This is a genomic window from Roseburia lenta, assembly GCF_014287435.1.
In the GTDB taxonomy this organism is placed as follows: Bacteria; Bacillota; Clostridia; order Lachnospirales; family Lachnospiraceae; genus Pararoseburia; species Pararoseburia lenta.
Genome location: NZ_JACOPG010000003.1, coordinates 175,827 through 196,729, shown reverse-complemented (window position 1 = coordinate 196,729; position 20,903 = coordinate 175,827). Strand labels below are relative to the sequence as shown.

Annotated in this window: 22 protein-coding genes; 4 read left to right on the top strand and 18 right to left on the bottom strand. The window is 47.4% G+C overall.

Annotated features, from left to right (window positions below; genetic code table 11):
* Positions 1-42 precede the first annotated feature (42 nt).
* The 10 genes from H8R94_RS08420 to H8R94_RS08375 form a co-directional block, all read right to left on the bottom strand.
* The gene (locus H8R94_RS08420; RefSeq protein ID WP_186854396.1) at positions 43-621 is read right to left on the bottom strand and encodes a dipicolinate synthase subunit B; all 579 of its coding nucleotides are present in this window, start codon (positions 619-621) and stop codon (positions 43-45) included.
* Between the two features lie 15 nt (positions 622-636).
* A complete protein-coding gene (locus H8R94_RS08415) occupies positions 637-1,512 on the bottom strand; it encodes a dipicolinate synthase (RefSeq protein WP_186854395.1) in 876 nt (291 codons plus the stop codon).
* Positions 1,513-2,024: 512 nt separating this feature from the next.
* Positions 2,025-3,251 carry a hypothetical protein gene (locus H8R94_RS08410; protein ID WP_186854394.1) on the bottom strand — a complete coding sequence of 409 codons (1,227 nt, stop codon included), beginning with the start codon at positions 3,249-3,251 and terminating at the stop codon, positions 2,025-2,027.
* A complete protein-coding gene (locus tag H8R94_RS08405) occupies positions 3,252-4,127 on the bottom strand; it encodes a methionyl aminopeptidase (RefSeq protein WP_118281527.1) in 876 nt (291 codons plus the stop codon).
* Positions 4,102-4,809, bottom strand: coding sequence for a hypothetical protein (locus H8R94_RS08400; RefSeq protein ID WP_186854393.1), 708 nt, complete (start codon positions 4,807-4,809; stop codon positions 4,102-4,104). The genes H8R94_RS08405 and H8R94_RS08400 overlap by 26 nt, the downstream gene beginning before the upstream one ends.
* Positions 4,810-4,853: 44 nt before the next feature.
* On the bottom strand, positions 4,854-5,978 hold the full coding sequence (locus H8R94_RS08395; RefSeq protein ID WP_186854392.1) for a C40 family peptidase: 1,125 nt from the start codon (positions 5,976-5,978) through the stop codon (positions 4,854-4,856).
* A 120-nt stretch (positions 5,979-6,098) separates the two neighbouring features.
* Positions 6,099-7,661 (bottom strand): DUF3794 and LysM peptidoglycan-binding domain-containing protein, encoded by a 1,563-nt coding sequence (locus tag H8R94_RS08390; RefSeq protein ID WP_186854391.1) that lies wholly within the window; start codon positions 7,659-7,661, stop codon positions 6,099-6,101.
* A gap of 121 nt (positions 7,662-7,782) precedes the next feature.
* Positions 7,783-8,022 carry a Veg family protein gene (locus H8R94_RS08385; protein ID WP_118281523.1) on the bottom strand — a complete coding sequence of 80 codons (240 nt, stop codon included), beginning with the start codon at positions 8,020-8,022 and terminating at the stop codon, positions 7,783-7,785.
* Between the two features lie 56 nt (positions 8,023-8,078).
* Positions 8,079-9,074: an alpha/beta fold hydrolase gene (locus H8R94_RS08380; RefSeq protein WP_118281522.1), complete on the bottom strand. Its 996-nt coding sequence runs from the start codon at positions 9,072-9,074 to the stop codon at positions 8,079-8,081.
* Between the two features lie 81 nt (positions 9,075-9,155).
* Positions 9,156-9,563: a protease complex subunit PrcB family protein gene (locus H8R94_RS08375; protein WP_118281521.1), complete on the bottom strand. Its 408-nt coding sequence runs from the start codon at positions 9,561-9,563 to the stop codon at positions 9,156-9,158.
* Between the two features lie 118 nt (positions 9,564-9,681).
* On the opposite strand from H8R94_RS08375, the gene H8R94_RS08370 reads away from it, so the two are divergent.
* Complete coding sequence (locus H8R94_RS08370; protein ID WP_118281520.1) at positions 9,682-10,416, top strand: lysophospholipid acyltransferase family protein; 735 nt, start codon at positions 9,682-9,684, stop codon at positions 10,414-10,416.
* Here H8R94_RS08370 and H8R94_RS08365 read toward each other — a convergent pair.
* The 4 genes from H8R94_RS08365 to hpf form a co-directional block, all read right to left on the bottom strand.
* Positions 10,406-11,770, bottom strand: a complete 1,365-nt coding sequence (locus H8R94_RS08365) for a UDP-N-acetylmuramoyl-tripeptide--D-alanyl-D-alanine ligase (protein WP_186854390.1) — start codon at positions 11,768-11,770, stop codon at positions 10,406-10,408. The genes H8R94_RS08370 and H8R94_RS08365 overlap by 11 nt on opposite strands.
* A gap of 13 nt (positions 11,771-11,783) precedes the next feature.
* On the bottom strand, positions 11,784-12,833 hold the full coding sequence (locus H8R94_RS08360; RefSeq protein ID WP_178010735.1) for a D-alanine--D-alanine ligase family protein: 1,050 nt from the start codon (positions 12,831-12,833) through the stop codon (positions 11,784-11,786).
* Positions 12,834-12,879: 46 nt separating this feature from the next.
* Complete coding sequence (locus H8R94_RS08355) at positions 12,880-13,809, bottom strand: helix-turn-helix domain-containing protein (protein WP_186854389.1); 930 nt, start codon at positions 13,807-13,809, stop codon at positions 12,880-12,882.
* A gap of 94 nt (positions 13,810-13,903) precedes the next feature.
* Positions 13,904-14,434, bottom strand: a complete 531-nt coding sequence (gene hpf, locus H8R94_RS08350) for a ribosome hibernation-promoting factor, HPF/YfiA family (RefSeq protein ID WP_118281516.1) — start codon at positions 14,432-14,434, stop codon at positions 13,904-13,906.
* 217 nt (positions 14,435-14,651) lie between these two features.
* Between hpf and ymfI the strand changes: the two genes are divergently transcribed.
* Entirely contained in the window at positions 14,652-15,383 is a 732-nt protein-coding gene (gene ymfI, locus H8R94_RS08345) for an elongation factor P 5-aminopentanone reductase (protein WP_186854388.1), read from the top strand.
* A gap of 115 nt (positions 15,384-15,498) precedes the next feature.
* Positions 15,499-15,846 carry a helix-turn-helix domain-containing protein gene (locus H8R94_RS08340; RefSeq protein WP_186854387.1) on the top strand — a complete coding sequence of 116 codons (348 nt, stop codon included), beginning with the start codon at positions 15,499-15,501 and terminating at the stop codon, positions 15,844-15,846.
* A gap of 84 nt (positions 15,847-15,930) precedes the next feature.
* On the opposite strand, the gene H8R94_RS08335 is transcribed toward H8R94_RS08340, so the two are convergent.
* The 4 genes from H8R94_RS08335 to H8R94_RS08320 all read right to left on the bottom strand — a co-directional run bounded on the left by H8R94_RS08335 (position 15,931) and on the right by H8R94_RS08320 (position 19,269).
* Positions 15,931-16,692 carry an amino acid ABC transporter ATP-binding protein gene (locus H8R94_RS08335; RefSeq protein WP_118281513.1) on the bottom strand — a complete coding sequence of 254 codons (762 nt, stop codon included), beginning with the start codon at positions 16,690-16,692 and terminating at the stop codon, positions 15,931-15,933.
* Positions 16,693-16,710: 18 nt separating this feature from the next.
* On the bottom strand, positions 16,711-17,361 hold the full coding sequence (locus H8R94_RS08330) for an amino acid ABC transporter permease (RefSeq protein ID WP_186854386.1): 651 nt from the start codon (positions 17,359-17,361) through the stop codon (positions 16,711-16,713).
* A gap of 12 nt (positions 17,362-17,373) precedes the next feature.
* Positions 17,374-18,177, bottom strand: a complete 804-nt coding sequence (locus tag H8R94_RS08325; protein ID WP_118281873.1) for an amino acid ABC transporter substrate-binding protein — start codon at positions 18,175-18,177, stop codon at positions 17,374-17,376.
* Positions 18,178-18,288: 111 nt separating this feature from the next.
* A complete protein-coding gene (locus H8R94_RS08320) occupies positions 18,289-19,269 on the bottom strand; it encodes a helix-turn-helix transcriptional regulator (RefSeq protein ID WP_118281511.1) in 981 nt (326 codons plus the stop codon).
* A 195-nt stretch (positions 19,270-19,464) separates the two neighbouring features.
* On the opposite strand from H8R94_RS08320, the gene H8R94_RS08315 reads away from it, so the two are divergent.
* Complete coding sequence (locus tag H8R94_RS08315) at positions 19,465-20,898, top strand: NAD(P)/FAD-dependent oxidoreductase (RefSeq protein WP_118281510.1); 1,434 nt, start codon at positions 19,465-19,467, stop codon at positions 20,896-20,898.
* Positions 20,899-20,903: the final 5 nt, after the last annotated feature.

The following is a 20,903-nucleotide window of genomic DNA, read 5'->3' as shown; positions in this document are numbered from 1 at the left end:
CAGACAAATCCCATCAGGTCAATCTTTCCTGATGGGATTTTTTCATCGCAGTACCGGCTGGATCTGCCTTCCCCGCAGTGCCTCCTCGATCGTCTCCGGCAGCCATTTGGTCTTTGCCACCATGGAGGACGGCTTCTTGGCATAATCATCCTGTCCGAAAGGCACAAAATATATATTTTTCATGTACATGAGTTTTCCGATATTTTTAAAGTTCATCCCCAAGGCATCATTTGTCGAGATGGAAATGACAAGCGGACGGTCGTTCCGCAAATGCGCCTTTGCCGCCATGAGCACCGGCGTATCCGTGATCCCCGCCTCCAGTTTTGCCAAGGAATTTCCCGTGCATGGCGCAATGACCATGACATCCAAAAGTCCTTTGGGTCCGATGGGTTCTGCCTCCGTAATGGTACGCAGCCCCTTGTTTCCGGTCATCTCGGCGACCTCCTGCATAAAATCAGCCGCCTTTCCGAAACGGGTATCCAAGGACTGTGTCTGATAGGAAAAGACAGGAATGACCGTCGCCCCCAGATCCACCAGCCTCTGTATTTCTTTTTTGATCTTCTCATGCGTACAAAAAGAACCTGTAATACCAAATCCAATGGTGTATTTTGAAAAATCCATTTCTCTTCCTCTCATTTATGACTTCCATTTCTCCCGGTTCGGCTTATAGCCAAAAGGCATGGCTTCTAACAGTATCATGGCGCTGGTCTTAGGGCAATACAGTCCCGGCAGTCCCAATGCCAGTTTGTAAGGCACATGCTTTTCCTTGCAATAGGCACTGTCACATCCTCCCGGCGCTGATGCAATGTCTAACACGACCGCATCCTCATGTAAAAGATCGATCTCCTTTTTTGTGATAACAAGCGCCGGGATCGTATTGATGATGGCATCTGCCTCTGTGTATGGAATGGCTGCATCCATGGGATAATCCATAAAGCCAAAGTAATGCGCCATGGATAAGGCTTTTTCACTCCGTGCCACCACAGAAACATGCGCCCCCATGCAATAAAGTTTCTCCGCGATCGGTTTGCCGCAATTTCCAAAGCCCATGACAATAATGTTGGCATCTTCAATATTGACCGGCATGAGACGGCTGAGTTCAGCAATGCATCCTTCCGCCGTAGCGATCGCATTCTTCATCGCCACCCCAGAATCCGTCAGAACATCCATCCATGGGATCTCATATTGATCCAGAAGTTCTTTCAACTCCTGCGGAAATGCCCCGCCAATACACATTTTGATGTCGTATCTGTGCATGATCAGGCATTGTTCCAGACGTGACAAATCCTGCACACGACTGACCGGGACCGGCAGGATCAGGACTCCCGCGCACCAGATAGGATCTTTGCCCCGCGGCATCTGACCTTCGCGCAGATCCCATGTGATCAGACGATAGCCTCTTTCTTCCAGTAATTTTGCCATGTAGACCTGCCTTTGGTCCACGATCAGGATACCTACTCCTGTACTTTTGTCGATGACCTTTTCTTCTGCCACAATCTTCTTTTGCTCCATATGCCACCTCCGTAATCTATCATATGCAATCCCCTTCTTATGGTTCACTCGTAGTTTTCTGAATATTGCGACATCTTAATATTTATTTTAATATTTTCTAATTTATTATTGACAATATGATAATTATGAGATATTATATAGTCACAAACAAAGAACGAGCACAACGAATAAAACGTTTCTCGTATCAGCGATAAAATTTAAGCAAAGGAGGTACAGACCACCAGAATTTTCATCCTTATCTTAACCACTCTGATTGGTATAGATCAGAATCTTATTTAACAAGGTAGTAGCACTTTCAGGCGCGGACAGTCTTAGTCCTTAATAAAATTATTAGAAATTGAGAAGCATATGCAATTACAGGGCTTGTTAGATAGGAGATACATATTAACGAGTGCAATAGATAATTGAAAAGAAAGAGAGGTATCGTCCATTGGACAATACGACAACAGAACATTACTAAAGGCGGGTGCCCATCACAGATGTATGGTTGCCCGCCTTTTGTATGTTTTCCTTTATGGTCTGATCTGCATCAGGTCTAAGAGTTTCTTTGCATGTGCCTGCCAAGAATAATGGTCTACGGCATAGGTCTTTGCCCGCCCAGCCATTTCTTCCTGCTGCCCCAGTGGCATTCCGGTCAGGGCATAACCCAGCGGATCCAGATTCCAGTTACTGTAATGACAGAAATGTCTGCCGTCCCCCATGGCGGGATCCGCAGTCACGGACATGTCGCTGCAGCACAGACAGCCGTTTATCATGGCAGAGGTCACACGATCGTGCACGCCGTCGGCAAAAAGTGGATTGACATCCAGCACCTGTCTGGCATCTGCCAGCAGATCATAGGTCTCCTCGATCCGCTTCGCCCCTAGAAGCCTTACCTGTGCCTGCCCTGCCAGCGGCACTTTTTCCCAGCCCTCCCCGACAAGAGTCAGCGGCACTTTCAGGTCTGCCACATAAGAAAGTACCTTGTGTCTTCTGGCATTGCGCACATATTTATCGATCAGGTAAAGATAATTCATAAGAACCGCAAAATCCCTGGTGCCATAAGCCCCTGCCTGCAATTTTTCCTGATCCACAATGCCCGCCAGGGCTTCTTCCATTGGTATCTCTACCCGCTCTCCATTTGCCGATTCCTTGCCCGCCAGCATGACTTCCAAAAGCGCCATGCCAAGATCATAAAATTCCTGCCGGATCTTTGGGTCTGCAAAGGTCTTCCTGCACAAAGCCCTGAACTTTTCCAGCATGCCATCTTTCGATTCATAAGTTCCCAGAAATAAAAGGGGAATCTGCCGTTTGTCGTAAGGGATGACATCTGCATGTCTGCTCTGCGTCGCCCCGATCGGCAAAAAAGCCACCTGTTGCAAATGCGGATAATACTTTTCCATGTAAGACTTGTGGCAATGATCAATGGCAATGGCATGATAATCTTTCAAAGGAAAAATCAGCCCTGGATGATGATAGAGGGGATGATCCACAATATAATTATAAAAAGGTGCACCCAGAACGTCCAAAAAACGCCGGTCATCCTCCAATACAAAATAGGGTAGTTTGGAATTGATATCCACTACCCCATCATAATGCCTGCCCAGAATCCCCTCCAAAGAGGAAGGATCCTGTCCCAGGCTAAAATATTGGCTTTCTATGCCGAGTTTTGCGACCTCTTTCTGCATCTGCTGCAAAAAGTAAGACCCGGAATAATAACAGAGTTCTCTGGTATGCACAAACAAAATACGCTTGTTCATCTAGTAAGAAAGCACCTCCACGCCGTCTTCTGTCACAGCAACCTGATATTCCCATTGTGCAGACGGCTCTCCGTCTAAAGTGTAGACTTCCCAGCCGTTCTCCTGATCCGTATAAATACGCTCTGTTCCGGCATTGACCATAGGCTCAATGGTAAAGGTCATACCCGGTACGATCAGCATTTCCGTTCCCGGCTTGGTATGATAGCCAATCCATGGTTCCTCATGGAATTCCAGACCACAACCATGTCCACCGATCTCACGCACAACGGTATAACCGTTTTCTGCTGCATGCTGACAAACAACGGCTCCGACATCTCCCATGAATGACCATGGTTTGATCTCTTTTAGCCCCAGTTCCACACACTCCTTTGTAACCTCGACCAGTTTGCGTTTCTCCGGGCTGACATCGCCGATCATAAACATACGGGAAGAATCTGAAAAATAGCCGTTCAAAATAGTAGAACAATCTACATTGATGATATCCCCATCCTGTAAGATCACATCCTCCGACGGAATGCCATGGCATACCTGATCATTGATGGATGTGCAGACACTCTTTGGAAATCCTTCATAGTTCAAAGGTGCCGGGATGCCTCCCATCTCTGTCGTCACGCGATAGACAATATCATCGATTTCCTGTGTACTCATACCGGCATGGATCTGTTCTGCCACCTCATCCAAGCAGGCAATATTGATCTTGGCACTCTCCTTGATCCCCGCGATCTGCTCCGGTGTCTTGATGATCTCATGCGGTGGCACGATATGTCCCGCTCTCTCAAAGGACGCGATCTTATGATCGAACGCCTCATGACACTGTTTGTACTTTCTTCCGCTTCCACACCAGCATGGATCATTTCTTCCGATTTTCATTTTCATCACTATCCTTTTCATCCTGACCGTTTACATAATTTACTTTGTCGTGTTTTAAGGTGATATTCCCAACCGACACACGGTCCCATATCTTATCATTGATCTCTACATCCTGTTTTGCCAGCCATTTCTTATAGTAGCCGCCATTCCAGGAATAAGAGGTGTATGACCTGTCTTTTTTTGCAGCCAGGGCTGCCTGATATTTTTCTGCCAGCGCAATCCTTTGCATAGTCTCGACGATATACTCATCTGTCACCGGAAGGTTGTCCACCTGATCATCTAAAAGATCCATCCAGAAATCCGAGATCGTATTCTCCAGACTGCGTTGTTCGGAGGCATCCAGCGTCATCCCTTCTGCCTGTGCCTTCTGATAATAAATATAATCATGGATCGCCATCTGCATGATCGTGTCCTTGGCATCCTGCCGGATAAAATGACCATCCACATGGAGATTCCAGTAATCGGCTGTATTGTCGGCATGATAGATCTGCGCCTGCTTTTCTACCTCGCGCTCCTCATAGACAACATAAAATCCCAGCCATTTCATCTGCACCGCCTGACCGTCTACCGTAAATGCCGTTTCTTCCAGACAATCCCGATAGTCCAACTGCTGACGGCTCTGCCAGGAATATACCAGACCGCAGATGACAGTCACTATGATGATCGCAATGATAATATTTCTCGCCATCCGTTTCATCTTATGCGCCTTTCTCCCCATATCCTGCCTTTGTATTATAACACACGTCGAACGGTAATGATATTATGGCAATAGACAGACCGGTTATTGGTGATACCGGCAGAGGTACTCTGTGCCTCAACGATACGACCGCCGCCGGCATAGATCGCCACATGTCCTGCATAACATACAATGTCTCCCGGCTGCATATTGTTGACACTGACTTCTTGTCCGACACTACGCCATCCGTAAGAGGTCAGACGTCCGTAATTGATACCGAAATTTTTGAGAACATAATATACAAATCCACTACAGTCTGCCCCTGTATTCGGGTCTGTTCCGCCCCATACATAAGGATAACCGACATACTGATTGGCAAAGGCTACCACGGCGCTTCCGCTGACACCCGTTGTATTTGACGGATTCAGATTGCCGCCGCTGTTGGTGCTGCCCCCTGTATTGCCTCCCGTATTTCCACTGCCTCCATTATTGGAGCTGTTGGTATTGTTGGTCAGTGCCGCCAACTGACGCTGGCGTTCCAGTTCTGCCTGTCTGGCTGCCAGAGCCTTGGCATCGGCAAGTTCTGACTTGATGTCTGCCATCTCTCCCTGCTTCTCTGAGATCATGGCATTTAGCTGTGCCTGCTGGTTGGCAAGTTGTGTCTTATTTGCCTCTAAGGAAGCCTTTTCTTCCTCCAGAGAAGCCTTAAGATCTTCCACCTCATCCTTTGCCGCCTGATAGTTTCCAAGGACCGTACGGTCATAGGTATAGACCGCATTGATATTTTCCAGACGGTTCAAAAAGTCCGAAATACTGCCGGACTCCAGAAGAACCGTCATGATATTTTCGTCACTGTTCTCGTACATATACTGGATACGGACTTTCATGGAAGCATATTGCTGATCTACGGCTGCCTGCGCCTCGGCAAGGGTAGCCTCGGCATCTGCGATCTCCTGTGTTTTGCTGGTGATCTGGGATTCCAGATCGGTCATGTCTGTAACCAGGGAAACCATGTCTGCATCCAGTCCGTTCAATTCTGACTGGATACTGCTTTGCTCTTCCTCGATCTCGGAGATACTGCGGACAGCGCTCACCTGCATTGGACGTGTGAAAAGCATGGATCCTGCCAGACATACCGCCAGCACTCCCCGTCCCCCTTTATGTAAAGTAATTTTTTTCATGTGCACCTCATTTGTTCTTATGCTTGCGCCTCTTTCCCTTCTTTTACAGACGCAGTGTTCCTTATATTATAATAGAAAAAAGCGCAAGCATTTGCAACCGGAAAATACTAGAAAACCATCTTAAGACATCAGATAAATATGTTTCATCACCAGCAGTTTTTGTCCTTTCTGCAAGGTCTCCTGCGTCAGATCGTTGGTTTCCATCAATTCCTGTCTGGTCGTGTGAAAATGTTTGGCAATCGACCACAGATCATCCCCCTCCTGCACGACATAACCGATCATGCCCGGCTCTTTCTGTAATTTTTCCAAATCCAGAGGTTCTTCCACCAGATCATCCGGGATCTGCAAGCGGTTGCGCTCAAACGCCATGATGGTCACCTGGATCTCCACCCGGCATTGCAGTGCCATGGCATCAGCCATGGAAGACTGGGTGCGGTAAACCCGGGCCTCGGCATCTATATAATCTCCCTCACGGACATTTCCGGCTTCGATCTCTCCGGCAAAAGGGATCGTCATGCGCTCATTGGCAAAAGGCTGGGTCTCACCTGCTGTCGCATATAGGACTTCCACCTCACAGACTCCCTTAATTGCAATGTTGCCTCCTTGCAGATGCACTTCCTGTAAATGCACCTGGCTCTGCGTATCACACAGATAAAGAACTTCCTTTCCGGCGCTGATCGTCTGCCGCCCCTCGGCTGTGAAAAGTGCCTCATTTTTCATTGCCACCTGCCAGAGTTCTTCCTCATGCCGGTGCACATGTAACTCTCTCGCCATACAATAGGCATCCTGTAAAAGGGCGATCTCCTCCTCCTGCCAGATAAAGAGTTCCACCTCCATACTGCACTCTGCCGCCAGATTGCGCAGTTCACCGTCCAGATCCTCTCTCGGTTCCAGCATGGTCTGGGTCCGCACCTGTTTTACCAGAAAGAAGCCATCCGTCAGCGGAATGTCACACTCCATCTGCGCAGAGACCGGCAGGCTGGTCTCATACCAGGCATACTTTTCCTCCTGCCCTGTCTCATACAGGGCAAAAAGATATAACATACCGGCGATCTCCACCCCCTCATTATTCTGTCGTATGCTCATCTGCTCCAAACGGACATCCTGCCACAAAAGCATATGGATATCCGGTTTTTCCTTGGGCAGGGTCACTTCCTGTTTAAAGCGCAGACGATCGCCCCGTCCTTCCACGTATTTTAAGATACGTCTTTCTTCTTTTTGCACCTGGTACTCTGCCGGACACTCACAATAAAGCGGCAGTTCCAGTTCCACGCCCTCGCAGATGCAGACAGTCACATTTGCCAGTCCCCGCAGAGACAACTTGCGTGAATTGATCACAACCACGCCCAGATCTTCCATCTGTGTTCTCACGGTCACGTTTTCCGACCGCATAGCCCCCTCGACATGCAGGCGCTCCGTAAAAGAGATGGATCCGTTTACCTGGTCTACCAGGCTCTCCCCACCTTCTCCCTGATACAAAATGGCAAACTGCATCTTGCCTTTGACGCTGATATATTCCTCCTCCGGCACGACCTCCTCTACCACGATATTTCCATGGCTCTTGATCACATACTTGATGTCCGGCTTATACTCCGGCAGATTGTAATCCTCCTCTGCGATCAACTGCGACATGACCTCGATTGGCATTTTATTTTTATGTATTACCTTTGTCTCTAACTCCATACCATTCCCACCATTTTTCGTATTTGTATATAAGATATGAGACAAAACAGACGGATATGATTATTTTCTTATTGATAAAAAAGAACCGGACAGATCTGCCCGGTTCCCTGCTCTTATGAAATTAACATAACTTCATGCGAATCTCTTTTGTAATGATGTCCGTATAACTGAAAGATAACAACTGAGAAGGCTTCTCCTCGGTATCATCTGTCAGGATCGTAAACACGCTTGGATAGGCTTCCTGAATAATGCCTTCCTGAATGTCTACCTTGTTGCGTCCCTTATCCAGCTGAATCACGACCTTGTTGCCACACTGCTGCTTAACAGAAGCGCGTACTTTATCAAAATCTGAATGTTCCATGAACAATGTACCTCCTAACATGGTCTCGTCTTGCGAAACGCATCTGTGGTATTATATCACTTCTCAGCGTAAAAGTCAAAGACTTCCTCGTAATACGGTAACATGATGTCATAGGTCGCCGTAAAAAGTTCATGCTTGGAGTCCGGAAAACGCACGATCCGGGTATTTCCGCTATTTTTTGCAAAATACTCCTGTCCTTCCGCTCTTACCATGGTGTCCCTGCCGGCCTGACAGAGTAATACCGGGATCTGTACCTTTCCTGCATCCCGTGCGATCTGCTTGGTCGCCTTGATGGATGCCCTGGTCCAGGCATAGGTACCGCCATAACTCGTATATTGCGGCACTTGCTCACGCTGGTTGAAAATATAGGCATAGCGCGGTTCCGAAGTCGAACTGCTGGTTGCGAACACATATACATGGTCAAAGCCTTTTTGGCCCGGCACATATTTTAAGTCCCAGCGCAGGATCTTGGAAAGCACCATCAGCACCTTGACCAGCCAGGTCGGGTTTTTGCCGAAATTCACCTGTAACATTGGGCTGGACAATACTGCCCTCTCAAAGACCTCCGGGTATTTTTCCAAAAACAGGGTTCCAATGGCACCGCCCATGGAATGTGCATACAGATAATACTTATGTGTCAGGCTGTGCTTTTTTACCACCTGTTCCATAAATTCATGCATGTCCTGCACATATTCCCCATAGTCCTTGACATAGACGCGATCCCACTCATGGATGCAGTCCGCACGGTCTGAAAATCCATGTCCCCGGTGCTCGATGAAAAAGACGGAATAGCCCATTTCATACATATAATACATGACCTCGTGAAATTTCCCTGCGAATTCACAAAATCCATGTGAGATCACGATGGATGCCTTTTCCTTTGGATGGATGGCATAATGCGTATGTATGCGCGTACCATCAAAACTGGTAAAGTATTCCTCTTGCAGATGTTCTGCCACCCATGGCTTGATCGTATCTTCCAGTCTTGCTGCAAAATCCTCATCCGAGATCAGCAACGCCTTCACGGCTGCTTTTGTTTCTTCTCTTGTCATCCCTTATCCTCCCTTGTACGTCTCCCTCTATTGCCCTTATCTTATCACGAACGATTTATCTTTACAAATAACTTTGCCCTCTTATGGAAAGACCACCTGACCGTCTAAGATCTCCGTCTTTACCACGATATACGGCGTTGTTTCCCTCCGGCTGACATCCTCCCCTTCCGTCGGGCCGCTGATCTGCGTTTCAAAGACAATGGTATGTTCCGTCAGATATAAATCTTTTACGCTGATATTATAACCGCTGCTCTCGCGCGTACCATACCCCTTCGCCAGATACAGATACTGTCCGTCATCATAGGTCAGTTGAAATTCCTCCGTCTTGACCTGATCGATCTTTTCCCGCAATTCCTGTGGGATATGGTCGGTTCCCAAAACCGTATATTCCACATCCCGCAGTTTCTTTTCCTTGGTCTGTAAACTGCATCCGCTTGCCATCAGCAAGAGACAAAGGCAGCAAAAAATGAGTAAGCATCTTCGCTTCATAAATTACCCCATGGTTTTTTTCAAATTATATGCGGTGACTTTTTGAATATGAAGATTGTAATTTTGTAATATATGATTTATGATTAAGAAAAAGTTTTTGACACGGAGGGTGGTTACTATGTTACGAGCCATTATGGCATTATTATTTGCCTTTCTCTTTTTAGTCGTTGGCATTCCTGTGCTTGGCATCGAATGGCTTTATGGCAAGATCAATAAAAAAGGAGCCGAGTTGAGCAGTCTGCGCATTGTGCAGTGGGCCTTTTCCACGATCATCGGCATCTGCGGCACTGATGTCATCGTCAAGGGCGCAGAAAATATCCCTGCCGAGGAAGCCGTCGTCTATGTTGGCAACCACCGCAGCATCTTTGATGTCGTGATCGGTTATACACACTGTCCGGGGCTGACCGGATTTATCGCCAAGGATAATCTTGAGAAAATCCCACTCCTGCGCGTATGGATGCGCAGGCTTCACTGCCTTTTTCTGGATCGTACCAATCCCAGAGACGGTCTGCGTGTGATCCTCGCAGCCATCGATGATATCAAGCGTGGTATCTCCATCTTTGTATTCCCGGAGGGAACGCGTACCAAGACCGGTCAGATGGCACCTTTCAAGGAGGGTACTTTCAAGATCTCCACCAAGACCGGTTGTGCCATTATCCCGGTTGCCATCACAGGCACCGATGAGATCCTGCGCAACCATATGCCATTTGTCAAAAAGACGACCGTTGTCTTTCACTATGGCAAGCCGATCTATCCGGATCAGTTAGAAGCGGATCAAAAAAAGCACATCGGCGCTTACACACAAAGTGTTATCGCAGATATGCTTTCTGAAGATAAAGATCTTATTCTGTAATTACTTTTACGATTTCCGTAAAGTTCATAAAGTGAGACGCCTTGATCAAAATGGTGTCTCCTTTTTTTATGTGCTGATCCAGGTCTGCCAAGAGGGCTTCCTTGTCAGCATAGGCGATCGCCTGCGTTTTGTCTCCATGTTCCTGCACATAGCGTACAATCTGTCCGGCAAGTTTTCCTGCTGTCAAAAGCAGGTCAATGCCATTTTCCACAACAACCTGCCCTACCTGATAATGGAGCATCTCTTGGTTCTCACCGAGTTCTCCCATGTCGCCTAAGATAGCGACCTTGCGTCCTGCCGCATGTCCCAGCACCTCTAAGGAAGCGCGCATGGACACCGGGTTGGCATTGTAGCAGTCATCGATCACAGTCATGCCATGTGCCTCGATAAAGTGGTTGCGTCCGGCTATGGTCTCCACCTGCTCTATCCCCGCAAGGATCTCCTGCTCGGACAAGCCCAGAAGTGTGCCTGCTGCGGTCGCCGCCAGTGCATTATAGACATTGTGCTCTCCCGGGATCGGAATGCTGACAGCATGTTCCCACTGCGGTGTATGAAGCAAGGCATCCACATGATCCACGTGTCCTGCGATCGCAGATCCAAAAAACTCCTGCCCCTGCAAACCAAAGAAATGCTTCTCCATGCCCAAGGTATCTGCCTGCTGCAATTTGTCGTCATCCCCATTTAAAATGACTCGCCCGCTTGCCGGCATATGGGCAAAAACTTCTGTCTTTGCCTTGAGGATACCATCCCTGGTTTTCAGATTTTCCAGATGGCACTGTCCGATATTGGTCATAATGACCATATCCGGTCTTGCCATGACACCCAATCGATCCATCTCGCCAAAGTCGGAAATTCCCATCTCAACGACTGCAACCTGATGGGATGGGCGGATACAAAAGAGGGTCAGCGGTAGACCGATCTCGTTATTAAAATTGCCTTGGGTCTTTAAGACCGAAAAGTGCTGTCCTAAGACGGAAGCAACCATTTCCTTGGTACTGGTCTTACCCACACTGCCGATAATGCCAATGACATAGGCATCGATCTGTTCCCGGTAATATGCCGCCAGATCTTTCAGTGCCTGCTCGGTATCTTTTACTACAATATAAGGTCCTGCTGCATCTTCTAAGACATGGTCTGATAAGACGCCAAGCACCCCCTTGGCAAAGGCATCCCCAATAAAGGAATGTCCATCCACACGCGCCCCACGGATCGGTATAAAGAGATAATCTTTCTCGACCTGACGGTTATCAATGACAACGCCTTGCACCTCTCGATCGGATAGATCAGATCCTTCTGCGCCGTAAAGCCTGCCGCCCAATGCCTGTGCAATCTTTTCTAATGTCATATTTCTCATGCTATGTCTACCTCTACTTTTCAAATCTCTTGAGCGAGATATCAATGATCTGCTGACAGAGTGCCGGGAAGTCTACGCCTATAACGGCTGCCTCCTGCGGTAAAAGGCTGGTCGGTGTCATGCCTGGCAGTGTATTTGCCTCCAGACAGAAGATCTGATCCTTCTCATTGAGTAAAAAGTCCATACGGGAATAGGTCTCCAAGCCCAGTGCTTCCACGACCATTTCGGCATAGCGCTGCATCTGTGCCGTAATATCCGCCGGTAAATCTGCCGGACAGGTCTCTACCGCACTGCCTGCTGCATACTTGTTCTTATAATCATAAAATCCCTGGATCGGTGCAATCTCAATGACCGGGAGTGCCTTACCCTCGATAACACCGACAGAGAACTCGCGCCCCTGGATATAATCCTCTATGACAACCTGATCTTCCCAGACAAAAGCATCCGCTAATGCCTTTTTGTACTCCGTCTCATTGTGCACGATAGAAACACCGATGGAAGATCCGCCACAAGCCGGCTTTACCACACACGGATAAGCCAGTGGCTGTCTCGGTGCGTCTGCCTCCTCCACGCTCAGGGAAAATCCCTGTGGACAAGGAACACCGTAAGACTTAAAAAATTCTTTGGAAATTCCCTTATCCATAGCGATCGCACTGCTCAAATAGCCATTTCCCGTATAACGGATGCCAAACAGGTCAAAGGCTGCCTGCACCTTACCATTTTCACCGTTCTCGCCGTGCAATGCCATAAAGACCACATCCGCTTTACGGCAGATTGCGATCACATTCGGTCCAAAGAAGCAGTCTGACTGGTCTGCTCTGGAAGCCTTGACCGCCGCGATGTCCGGTGCCGTATCCGGAATATCTGACACCTCCACACTTGCTTCCTCTGTATGTTCAAAAATATCACTAATATCTTCCTCTGTATCATGGTAACCCAGAAATACATCCAACAGCAAAACTCTGTGTCCCAGACTCCGCAAAGCCTTGCAAACCATATCTCCTGATTTAAAGGATACATCTCTCTCAGTACTCAGTCCGCCTGCCAAAACTACGATATTCATATCTTCACTCCTTGCTTTCTTAAAATGATGTCCCTATTATAGCATTTCAAAAAATCACAAACAAGGTTCTTCTATCCCATAGTCTTTTTTCGATCTGTGCCCGGCTTCCCTTTTCCTTGACCAGATGACAGTTCAGGTGATGCAGCAAGGTCTGCGCCCGATAATAAGCATCCATATCCTGCAGCATCCGGTAGGCTTCCATCTGCAGGCGGAGCACATATAATACGGAAGAAAGTCCACCTTCCTTTTGCAGGATGGCAATCGCCTGGTCGCAAAAATACAAAGCCTCCTTGGGCTTTTCCATCTCCAGCAGACAGACCGCCATATTATGGCAGAGCGCCGCCCGCACACTCCAGGGCAAGCGCACATCCTCTGCAGACTTCTGCCCATAGCGGCAAAGACGCAGTAAGATGGATGCACTTTCCCGGTATTCCCCACGCCACATATGTCCGATGGCAAGATTGTTGAGGATCCAGAGCTGCACTTCCGACATTTCCGCAAATTCTATCTTATCCATCCCCTGTCGCCTTCTGGTCTTTCCCTGCGCATCACTCTCCCAGATGGTGCGGCAGCAGCCCAGGTAATCTTCCTGTGGGATCGCTTCATTCATATAAAGCCAGATCACATGTGCCATGCCATAGAACTGGCGCTCCCGGATGTCCTGTGCCCCTTTCATTTTTTGTAATTTCAGAAGTTTCTCATCCACATGCTCTTTCTGCCATGTCTGTAAAGCGTGCAAAAGTTCGCGGCAGGTCTGCTCTTTTTCCTCCTCTTCCTGCCAATAGGCATAAGAATAGCCAGACTCCCCCAGACGCTCCATCAATAACTGATAGATCTGTCTGGACGGAATCTGGCTTCCATTTTCTACGCGTGATAAATAACCGGCGGTACAAATACCCTCCACCAATGCTTCCTGTGTCATCCCCTGTTCTATGCGGATCCTGCGTAGAATCCGTCCCATAGACTGTTCTTTCATATGCTCATCCTCCCCCTGATGGGGATATTATAGCATCCCGGGAATCTGCAGACCTAATGGCATTTTGCAAAAGCAGACGACTATTCGCAAGATTTTAAAATTCCGGTTCGATCAAGCCGTATGTATTGCCCTTTCTTTTATAAACAACATTTACTTCCTCTGTCTCTGCGTTCAAGAATACAAAGAAGTCATGTCCCAATAATTCCATCTGCACGCAGGCATCTTCCGGATACATTGGCTTAATACCAAATCTTTTGGTTCTGATGATACGGATCTCATCATCGTCATCCGTATCTTTTTCCAGATATTCCTGTGCAAAGAACTTCTCAGCACTCTGCTGCTTTGTCACGATCTTGTTACGGTATTTCTTTAACTGGCGTTCGATCGTCTCCACAACAACCTCAATGGAAACGTACATATCATTGCTAACCTGCTCTGCACGGATAACGCTGCCCTTGACCGGTATGGTCACCTCTATCTTCTGGCGTTCCTTCTCTACGCTCAATGTCACATGTGCCTCAGTCTCCGGTGCAAAATATTTCTCCAGTTTGGAGAGTCTCTCTGTCACTGCCTCCTTCAGTCCATCGGTAAGTTCAATGTTTTTCCCTGTGATTGTAATTCTCATGATGTCCATCCCCTTTTCACATTATATTTGATACCGTGTGAATATCATGGTTCAATTATAACATATTACGTTTTTAGGACAAGTAGTTTTCAGAAAAATAAAATTTATTTTATAAATTGTTCATACAGTTAGTTACAACATAGCACCATATTTGCGCTTTATTCCGCTCTTTGTTATAGTGAAAATAAATTTAGATAGTATCAAAAGGAGAACGATCATGTATAAAGTTGCATTTGTATCCGGTGCCTCCCGCGGGATCGGACGCGCCATAGCCACAAGCCTTGCCAAAGAGGGCTATCATCTGGGACTGGTCTGCCGGAAAAATCAAAAGATGCTGGAAGATCTGGCGGAGGATCTGCGCTCCGTCTATCATATCGAAGTCCTGACCTTTACCGGGGATGTCGGTGATCCCTCTTTTGTAAAGGCTCTTGCTGAGGAAATGCTTGCTCATTTTTCGCAGATCGATGTGCTTGTCAATAATGCAGGTATCTCCCATATCGGACTTCTGACCGATATGTCGGTCGAGGAATGGGATCAGATTCTGTCCGTCAATCTGTCCTCCTGCTTCTACACTGCCAAGGCATTTGTACCCGCCATGGTGCAGAAACAGAGCGGTCGGATCATAAATATTTCTTCCATGTGGGGCAATGTCGGGGCTTCCTGTGAAATCGCTTACTCCGCTTCCAAGGGTGGTATCCATGCTTTTACAAAGGCTCTGGCAAAAGAACTGGCGCCATCCCGGATCGCCGTCAATGCCATTGCCTGCGGTGTCATCGATACCGACATGAACGGCTTCCTAAGCGTAGAAGAACGTACCGCCCTGGAGGCAGAAATTCCAGCCGGCCGCTTTGCCCAGCCGGAAGAAGTCGCCGAGGCTGTACTGCAAGTGATAAAGATGCCGACCTATCTGACCGGGCAGGTCATTTCCATGGATGGAGGATATATCTAAATCGCTCGTGGCGTTTTGCGTTCCCCTTATGCGTTATGTGAAATCCGGGCAAATTCAAATTCTCCTGTTCTATCATTTATTTAGTTACTAATGATAAATGATAGGAGAGGCACTTATGTCATCAATGCTTTTAGGGGAACGTATCACCAATCTCATGGAACTGCAAAATACCAGTAAAAAACAGGTTTGTGAATCGCTACATATCCATCCGTCAACTTTCAGCGGATATCTTTCGGGCAAACGACAGCCAAGTTACGATATTCTTATGCGTATGGCAGCCTATTTCAACACGACCTGCGACTATCTGCTCGGTTACACACCACCACAAAATTCTATGCTGGACCTGTCTGATGATGCCGTTGCCATCTTGCAGGCTTGCGGCAATCTTTCACCGGAGGGACAGGACATCCTAAAGGATGAAATCAAACTGATCCTGCATCACTACCAAAAGCAGCCCAAGTAGTTTGATCCAGAGGCGCATATATAAGGTTGGAACAAGTAATTCAGGCTGCATCCGGTTGTGATGCAGCCTGTTTGTTTTGCCCTATTATGATAGATCGTGATATTTTCCCAAAAATTCCCTCGTCCTTTGATTTTCCGATTTAAAGAGTAATTCCGGTGTCGTTTCCTCAACGATAAGTCCCTTATCCATAAAGATCATCCGGTCAGAGACATCTTTGGCGAAATTCATCTCATGTGTCACAATGACCATAGTCATCTTCTCCGCCGCCAATTCCTTGATGACTTTTAAGATCTCCAGCGTCAGTTCCGGATCCAGTGCACTGGTCGGTTCATCAAAAAAGAGGATTGCCGGTTTGAGTGCCAGCGCACGCGCAATGGAAACGCGCTGTTGCTGCCCGCCGGACAACTGGCAGGGATATGCATCTGCGCGATCCGCAAGCCCCATCTTTTTCAGCAGTTCCCTTGCCTCTGCCTCCACCTGCTCTTTTGGACGCTTTTGCACACGGATCGGTGCATCCGTGATATTTTTTAAGACCGAAAAATGCGGAAAAAGGTTGAAATTCTGGAAAACCAACCCAAAACTTCCCATTGCCTGTTTGATCTGTGCCTTGTTCCCATAGACCGCCCTGCCATTTTCTGAGTGCACGACTTCCTGCCCCTGATAAGACAGACTACCGTCGTCCAGCGTCTCCAGAAAAGTCGCACAGCGAAGCAGGGTGGATTTGCCGGAACCGGAAGGTCCTATGATAGAAACCACCTGTCCCTCGGATACCGACAGATCAATGTCTTTTAAAACTTCCACGCCGTCAAAAGACTTTTTTGCGTGTTTTAATTCTAATATATTCATCCAGATATCCTTCCTATCCTATTGGTAATATGCCATCTTCTTCTCGAAGAATTCCATGATCGCCGCCACAACAAAATTGAAAATGTAATAAAAAACGGCTGCAGCCACAAACGGCACCATGCTCTTTTGCGATGCCGCCAGTGCCTTTGCATGCGTAAACATTTCCGCATAGGCAATGGAAAATGCCAGTGACGTATCCTTTACCAAGGTGATCACTTCATTGGTCACAGATGGCAGGATGCGCTTGATCACCTGTGGCAGGATGATGGTAAAAAAGGTCTGTGTCCTGCTATAGCCCAGCACCTTGGCAGCCTCGTACTGACCTTTTGGCATAGAGGCAATGCCACTGCGGTAGATCTCCGCAAAATAGGCTGCATAATTTAGGGCAAATGCAATGATGACCGCATACGCCCGGTAGGAGGACGAGATACTGATGCCAAAGATATAGTAGGGTCCAAAATAGACCACCAGAAGTTGCAGCATCAGCGGTGTCCCTCGCATGATCGATATGTAGATCCTTGTAATATTGCGCAGGATGACATTGCGTGACATCCGTCCAAACGCGATCACAAGCCCCAAAGGAAGGGAAAAAAGCAGTGTCAGCACGAAGATCCAGATGGTCGATAACATGCCCTCTGACAACTGCAATAGTATCAACTGTAAACTCATTTCATCACCTGATTATTTCAAAATACAAACATCGGAGTCAAACCATTTCTTGGAGATCTCGGCAAAAGTGCCGTCTGCGACCATTTCTTCCAGAGTCTTTTGCACCTGGTCGCGCAACTCTGTATTGCCCTTCAAAAATCCAACCGCATATTTTTCAGATGAGATCTGCTCATCCAGGATCACAAGTTCGTCTCCTTTGTCTGCCAACTGATCCTTGGCAACAAAAATATCCATGGCGATCGCATCCACTGCCCCACTTTCCAGATCCATAATGGCTGTATTATACTCGCCCACTGTCAAAAGTTGTGCAAAGGAACCGGACAAGTCTGTATTTTCTTCCAGGGCTGACTGTGCGCTGGACTCTTTTTGCACTTCCACGATCTTGCCTGCCAGATCATCCAGACCGGAAATACCGGAGTCCTTGCGGACAACGACAACCTGTGAATTATCCATATAAGGATCTGTCCATGTGTATTTGTCCTCACGTCCATCCATGGTAAAGCCATTCCAGATGCAGTCGATCGTTCCCGACTCCAGTTCCATATCCTTGGCGTCCCAATCGATCGGCTGGTAAACGATCTCCTGTCCCATACGCTTTGCGCACTCCGCTGCCAGTTCCAGATCAAAACCTGTATATTCGCCGTCATCGCCTACATATCCAAAAGGCGGGAAATCCTGATCAAAACCGACAACAAACTTTCCATCATTGTTGGTGTCCTTTGCATCTGTTTTTTCTGCACTTGCAGACTTATTGCCACATGCCACCATAGAAAATGCCATCAAACCTGCCAAAAGTCCTGCCATAACCTTTTTCATCTTCATACCTGCGTCCTCTTTCTTCCTATACTTATTCCTAGCAGCCTATATACTTTAGCGTGCTAATATGTTAAAAGAGTATCATAAGCAAGTATTGATGTAAAGGATAACTTATTTATAAGCAGAAAGAATTTGTTCCAGATGCTCCTGATAAGACCTGCGCACTGTCTCCGGTCCCAGAATCTGAACCCCCGGTCCCAGACCTGTGATCCAGCCGAAAAACTGCGGACTGACCTCCACCTCGGTACGCACCAGGATATCCTCGTCCTCTCTGCGCATCCTTACCTCTGTGCCAAAGCGGTCGATCATAACGCCTGCCATGTATTTTGGCGCACGCAGGGTCACGATCTCCGCTGCTCCGGCAAACATACTAAAACGCTTCTTGGCATAGTCTGCTTTCTGGTCTTCGATCGCCAGGACTTCTTTGCTGCGTTTATCTTCCATCTCTTTTGCGCCCAGGATCTTGTCTGCACGGTAATGACGTACCGCAGATGCCTCCTCATCCCATGCCACAAGATAATAATATTCATTGTCCCACAGCAAAAAAGCCGGGCTGACCTCATACCATTTCCCTCCATGGCGCAGAGTCTGTTCTTTTTTATCATTCCATTCCAGATACTGAAAGGTCATTTTATGGTTGTTATCAATACACTGATAGATCTCGTCGATCGTGTAGTAGATACGCTCGTTTGCCATTTTGACACGATCCGACACAACGACCTGACGGTGAAGGTGTCTGCCCTGATAGGCGCTTCCCAGATGTTCGATCTTTTGCACCAGTTCGCGCGACTTTTTCTCTGTGATGAACTTTGACGCCGCCACCGCATCTACCAGCAGTTTTAATTCTGCCAGTTCAAAGGTCCGCTCTGCCAGATAAAAGCCATTCTGCTCCGGGGCTTTTTCAATATCCATCCCATAATCCTGTAAGGCACGGATATCGCGATAAATACTTTTCCGCTCTGCCACGATCTCCCTTGCCTCTAATTTCTCAATGATCTGCGCCGCCGTGATCGGATGTTCCTCATCCGTCTCCCGCAGAAAAATCTCCATTATATAAAGAAGTTTTTGCTTCTGATTTCCTACATTTGCCATCTGACACCTCGTTAAAAAAATAACTTTTAGATATGACCCATTTTTTTCCATTTGGGTATTGTAGCCACCATTTTTACGTGCTATAATCATATCACAAAATAAATAAATTACCAGAGATGAGAGCAAGGTAGATAGGCGAATAGAATTCGCTTTATTTATCTTGCTTTTTTTATGCAAAGAAAGGAGTCGTTACATATGTATGATGTAGCAATTGTTGGTGCTGGCGTAGTCGGCAGTGCCATCGCAAGAGAATTATCCAAGTACAAAGTAAACGCATGTGTCATTGAAAGAGACGAAGACGTTTGCAACGGAACATCAAAAGCCAATAGTGCTATCGTTCACGCAGGTTTTGATGCTACCCCGGGAACCTTAAAGGCAAAACTCAATGTCAGAGGAAACGAGATGATGGATCAGTTGTCCAAGGATCTGGATTTTCCATTTAAGAGAAACGGTTCTCTCGTTGTTTGTACCAAGGATCAGGATCCAGCTCTTCTTGACGAATTATTAGAAAAAGGAAAGAAAAACGGTGTTCCGAATCTTCGCATCTTAGACCGTGACGAACTCATCCAGATGGAGCCAAATCTTGCTGATGATGTTGTCAAAGCACTTTTCGCTCCTACCGGTGCCATTGTTTGTCCGTTCCATCTGACCATGGCATTTGCAGAAAATGCAGCCGACAACGGCGTAGAATTTTTCCTAAATACAGAAGTAACAGACATCACAAAGTCTGATGATCATTACCTGATCAAGACCGACAAAGACACGATCGAGGCTAAGGTCGTTGTCAACGCAGCCGGTGTTTACGCTGACAAATTCAACAATATGGTAAGCGAACACAAGTTACAGATCATCGCCCGCCGCGGTCAGTACATGCTGCTTGACAAGAGCGCAGGCAACCATGTCAGCCACACCATCTTCCAGTTGCCTAGCAAGATGGGCAAGGGTGTTCTGGTTACACCTACCGTACACGGCAACCTTTTAGTCGGACCTACCGCAGAAGATGTAGACAATAAAGAAGGTATCAACACGACAGCAGAAGGACTTGGTTCTTTGGGAGCAACCAGTGCACAGTCTGTCAAGAACGTCCCTCTCCGTCAGGTCATCACATCCTTTGCCGGACTTCGTGCTCATGAAATTGGCGGTGATTTCGTTATTGGCGAAGCAGAAGATGCAGAAGGCTTCTTCAACGCAGCCGGTATTGAGTCTCCTGGTCTTTCTTCCGCACCAGCCATCGGCGAAATGGTAGCCACACAGGTTGCAGAAAAGTTGGGATTAGAAAAGAATCCTTCTTTCAACGGACACCGCAAGGGCATCCTCAATCCGGCAACCCTTTCTATCGAAGAAAGAAATGAACTCATCAAAAAGCAGCCGGCGTACGGAAACATCATTTGCCGCTGCGAAATGATCACAGAAGGTGAGATCTTAGATGCGATCCACAGAACCTTAGGTGCCAGATCCTTAGACGCTGTAAAGCGTAGAACAAGAGCCGGCATGGGACGTTGTCAGGCAGGCTTCTGCTCACCGAAAACAATGGAGATTTTGGAGCGCGAAGTTCCAATGAGCATGTTTGATGTAACTAAGAATGGTAAAGATGCCAAGATCGTATTTGGTTACAACAAGAAGATATAAGGAGG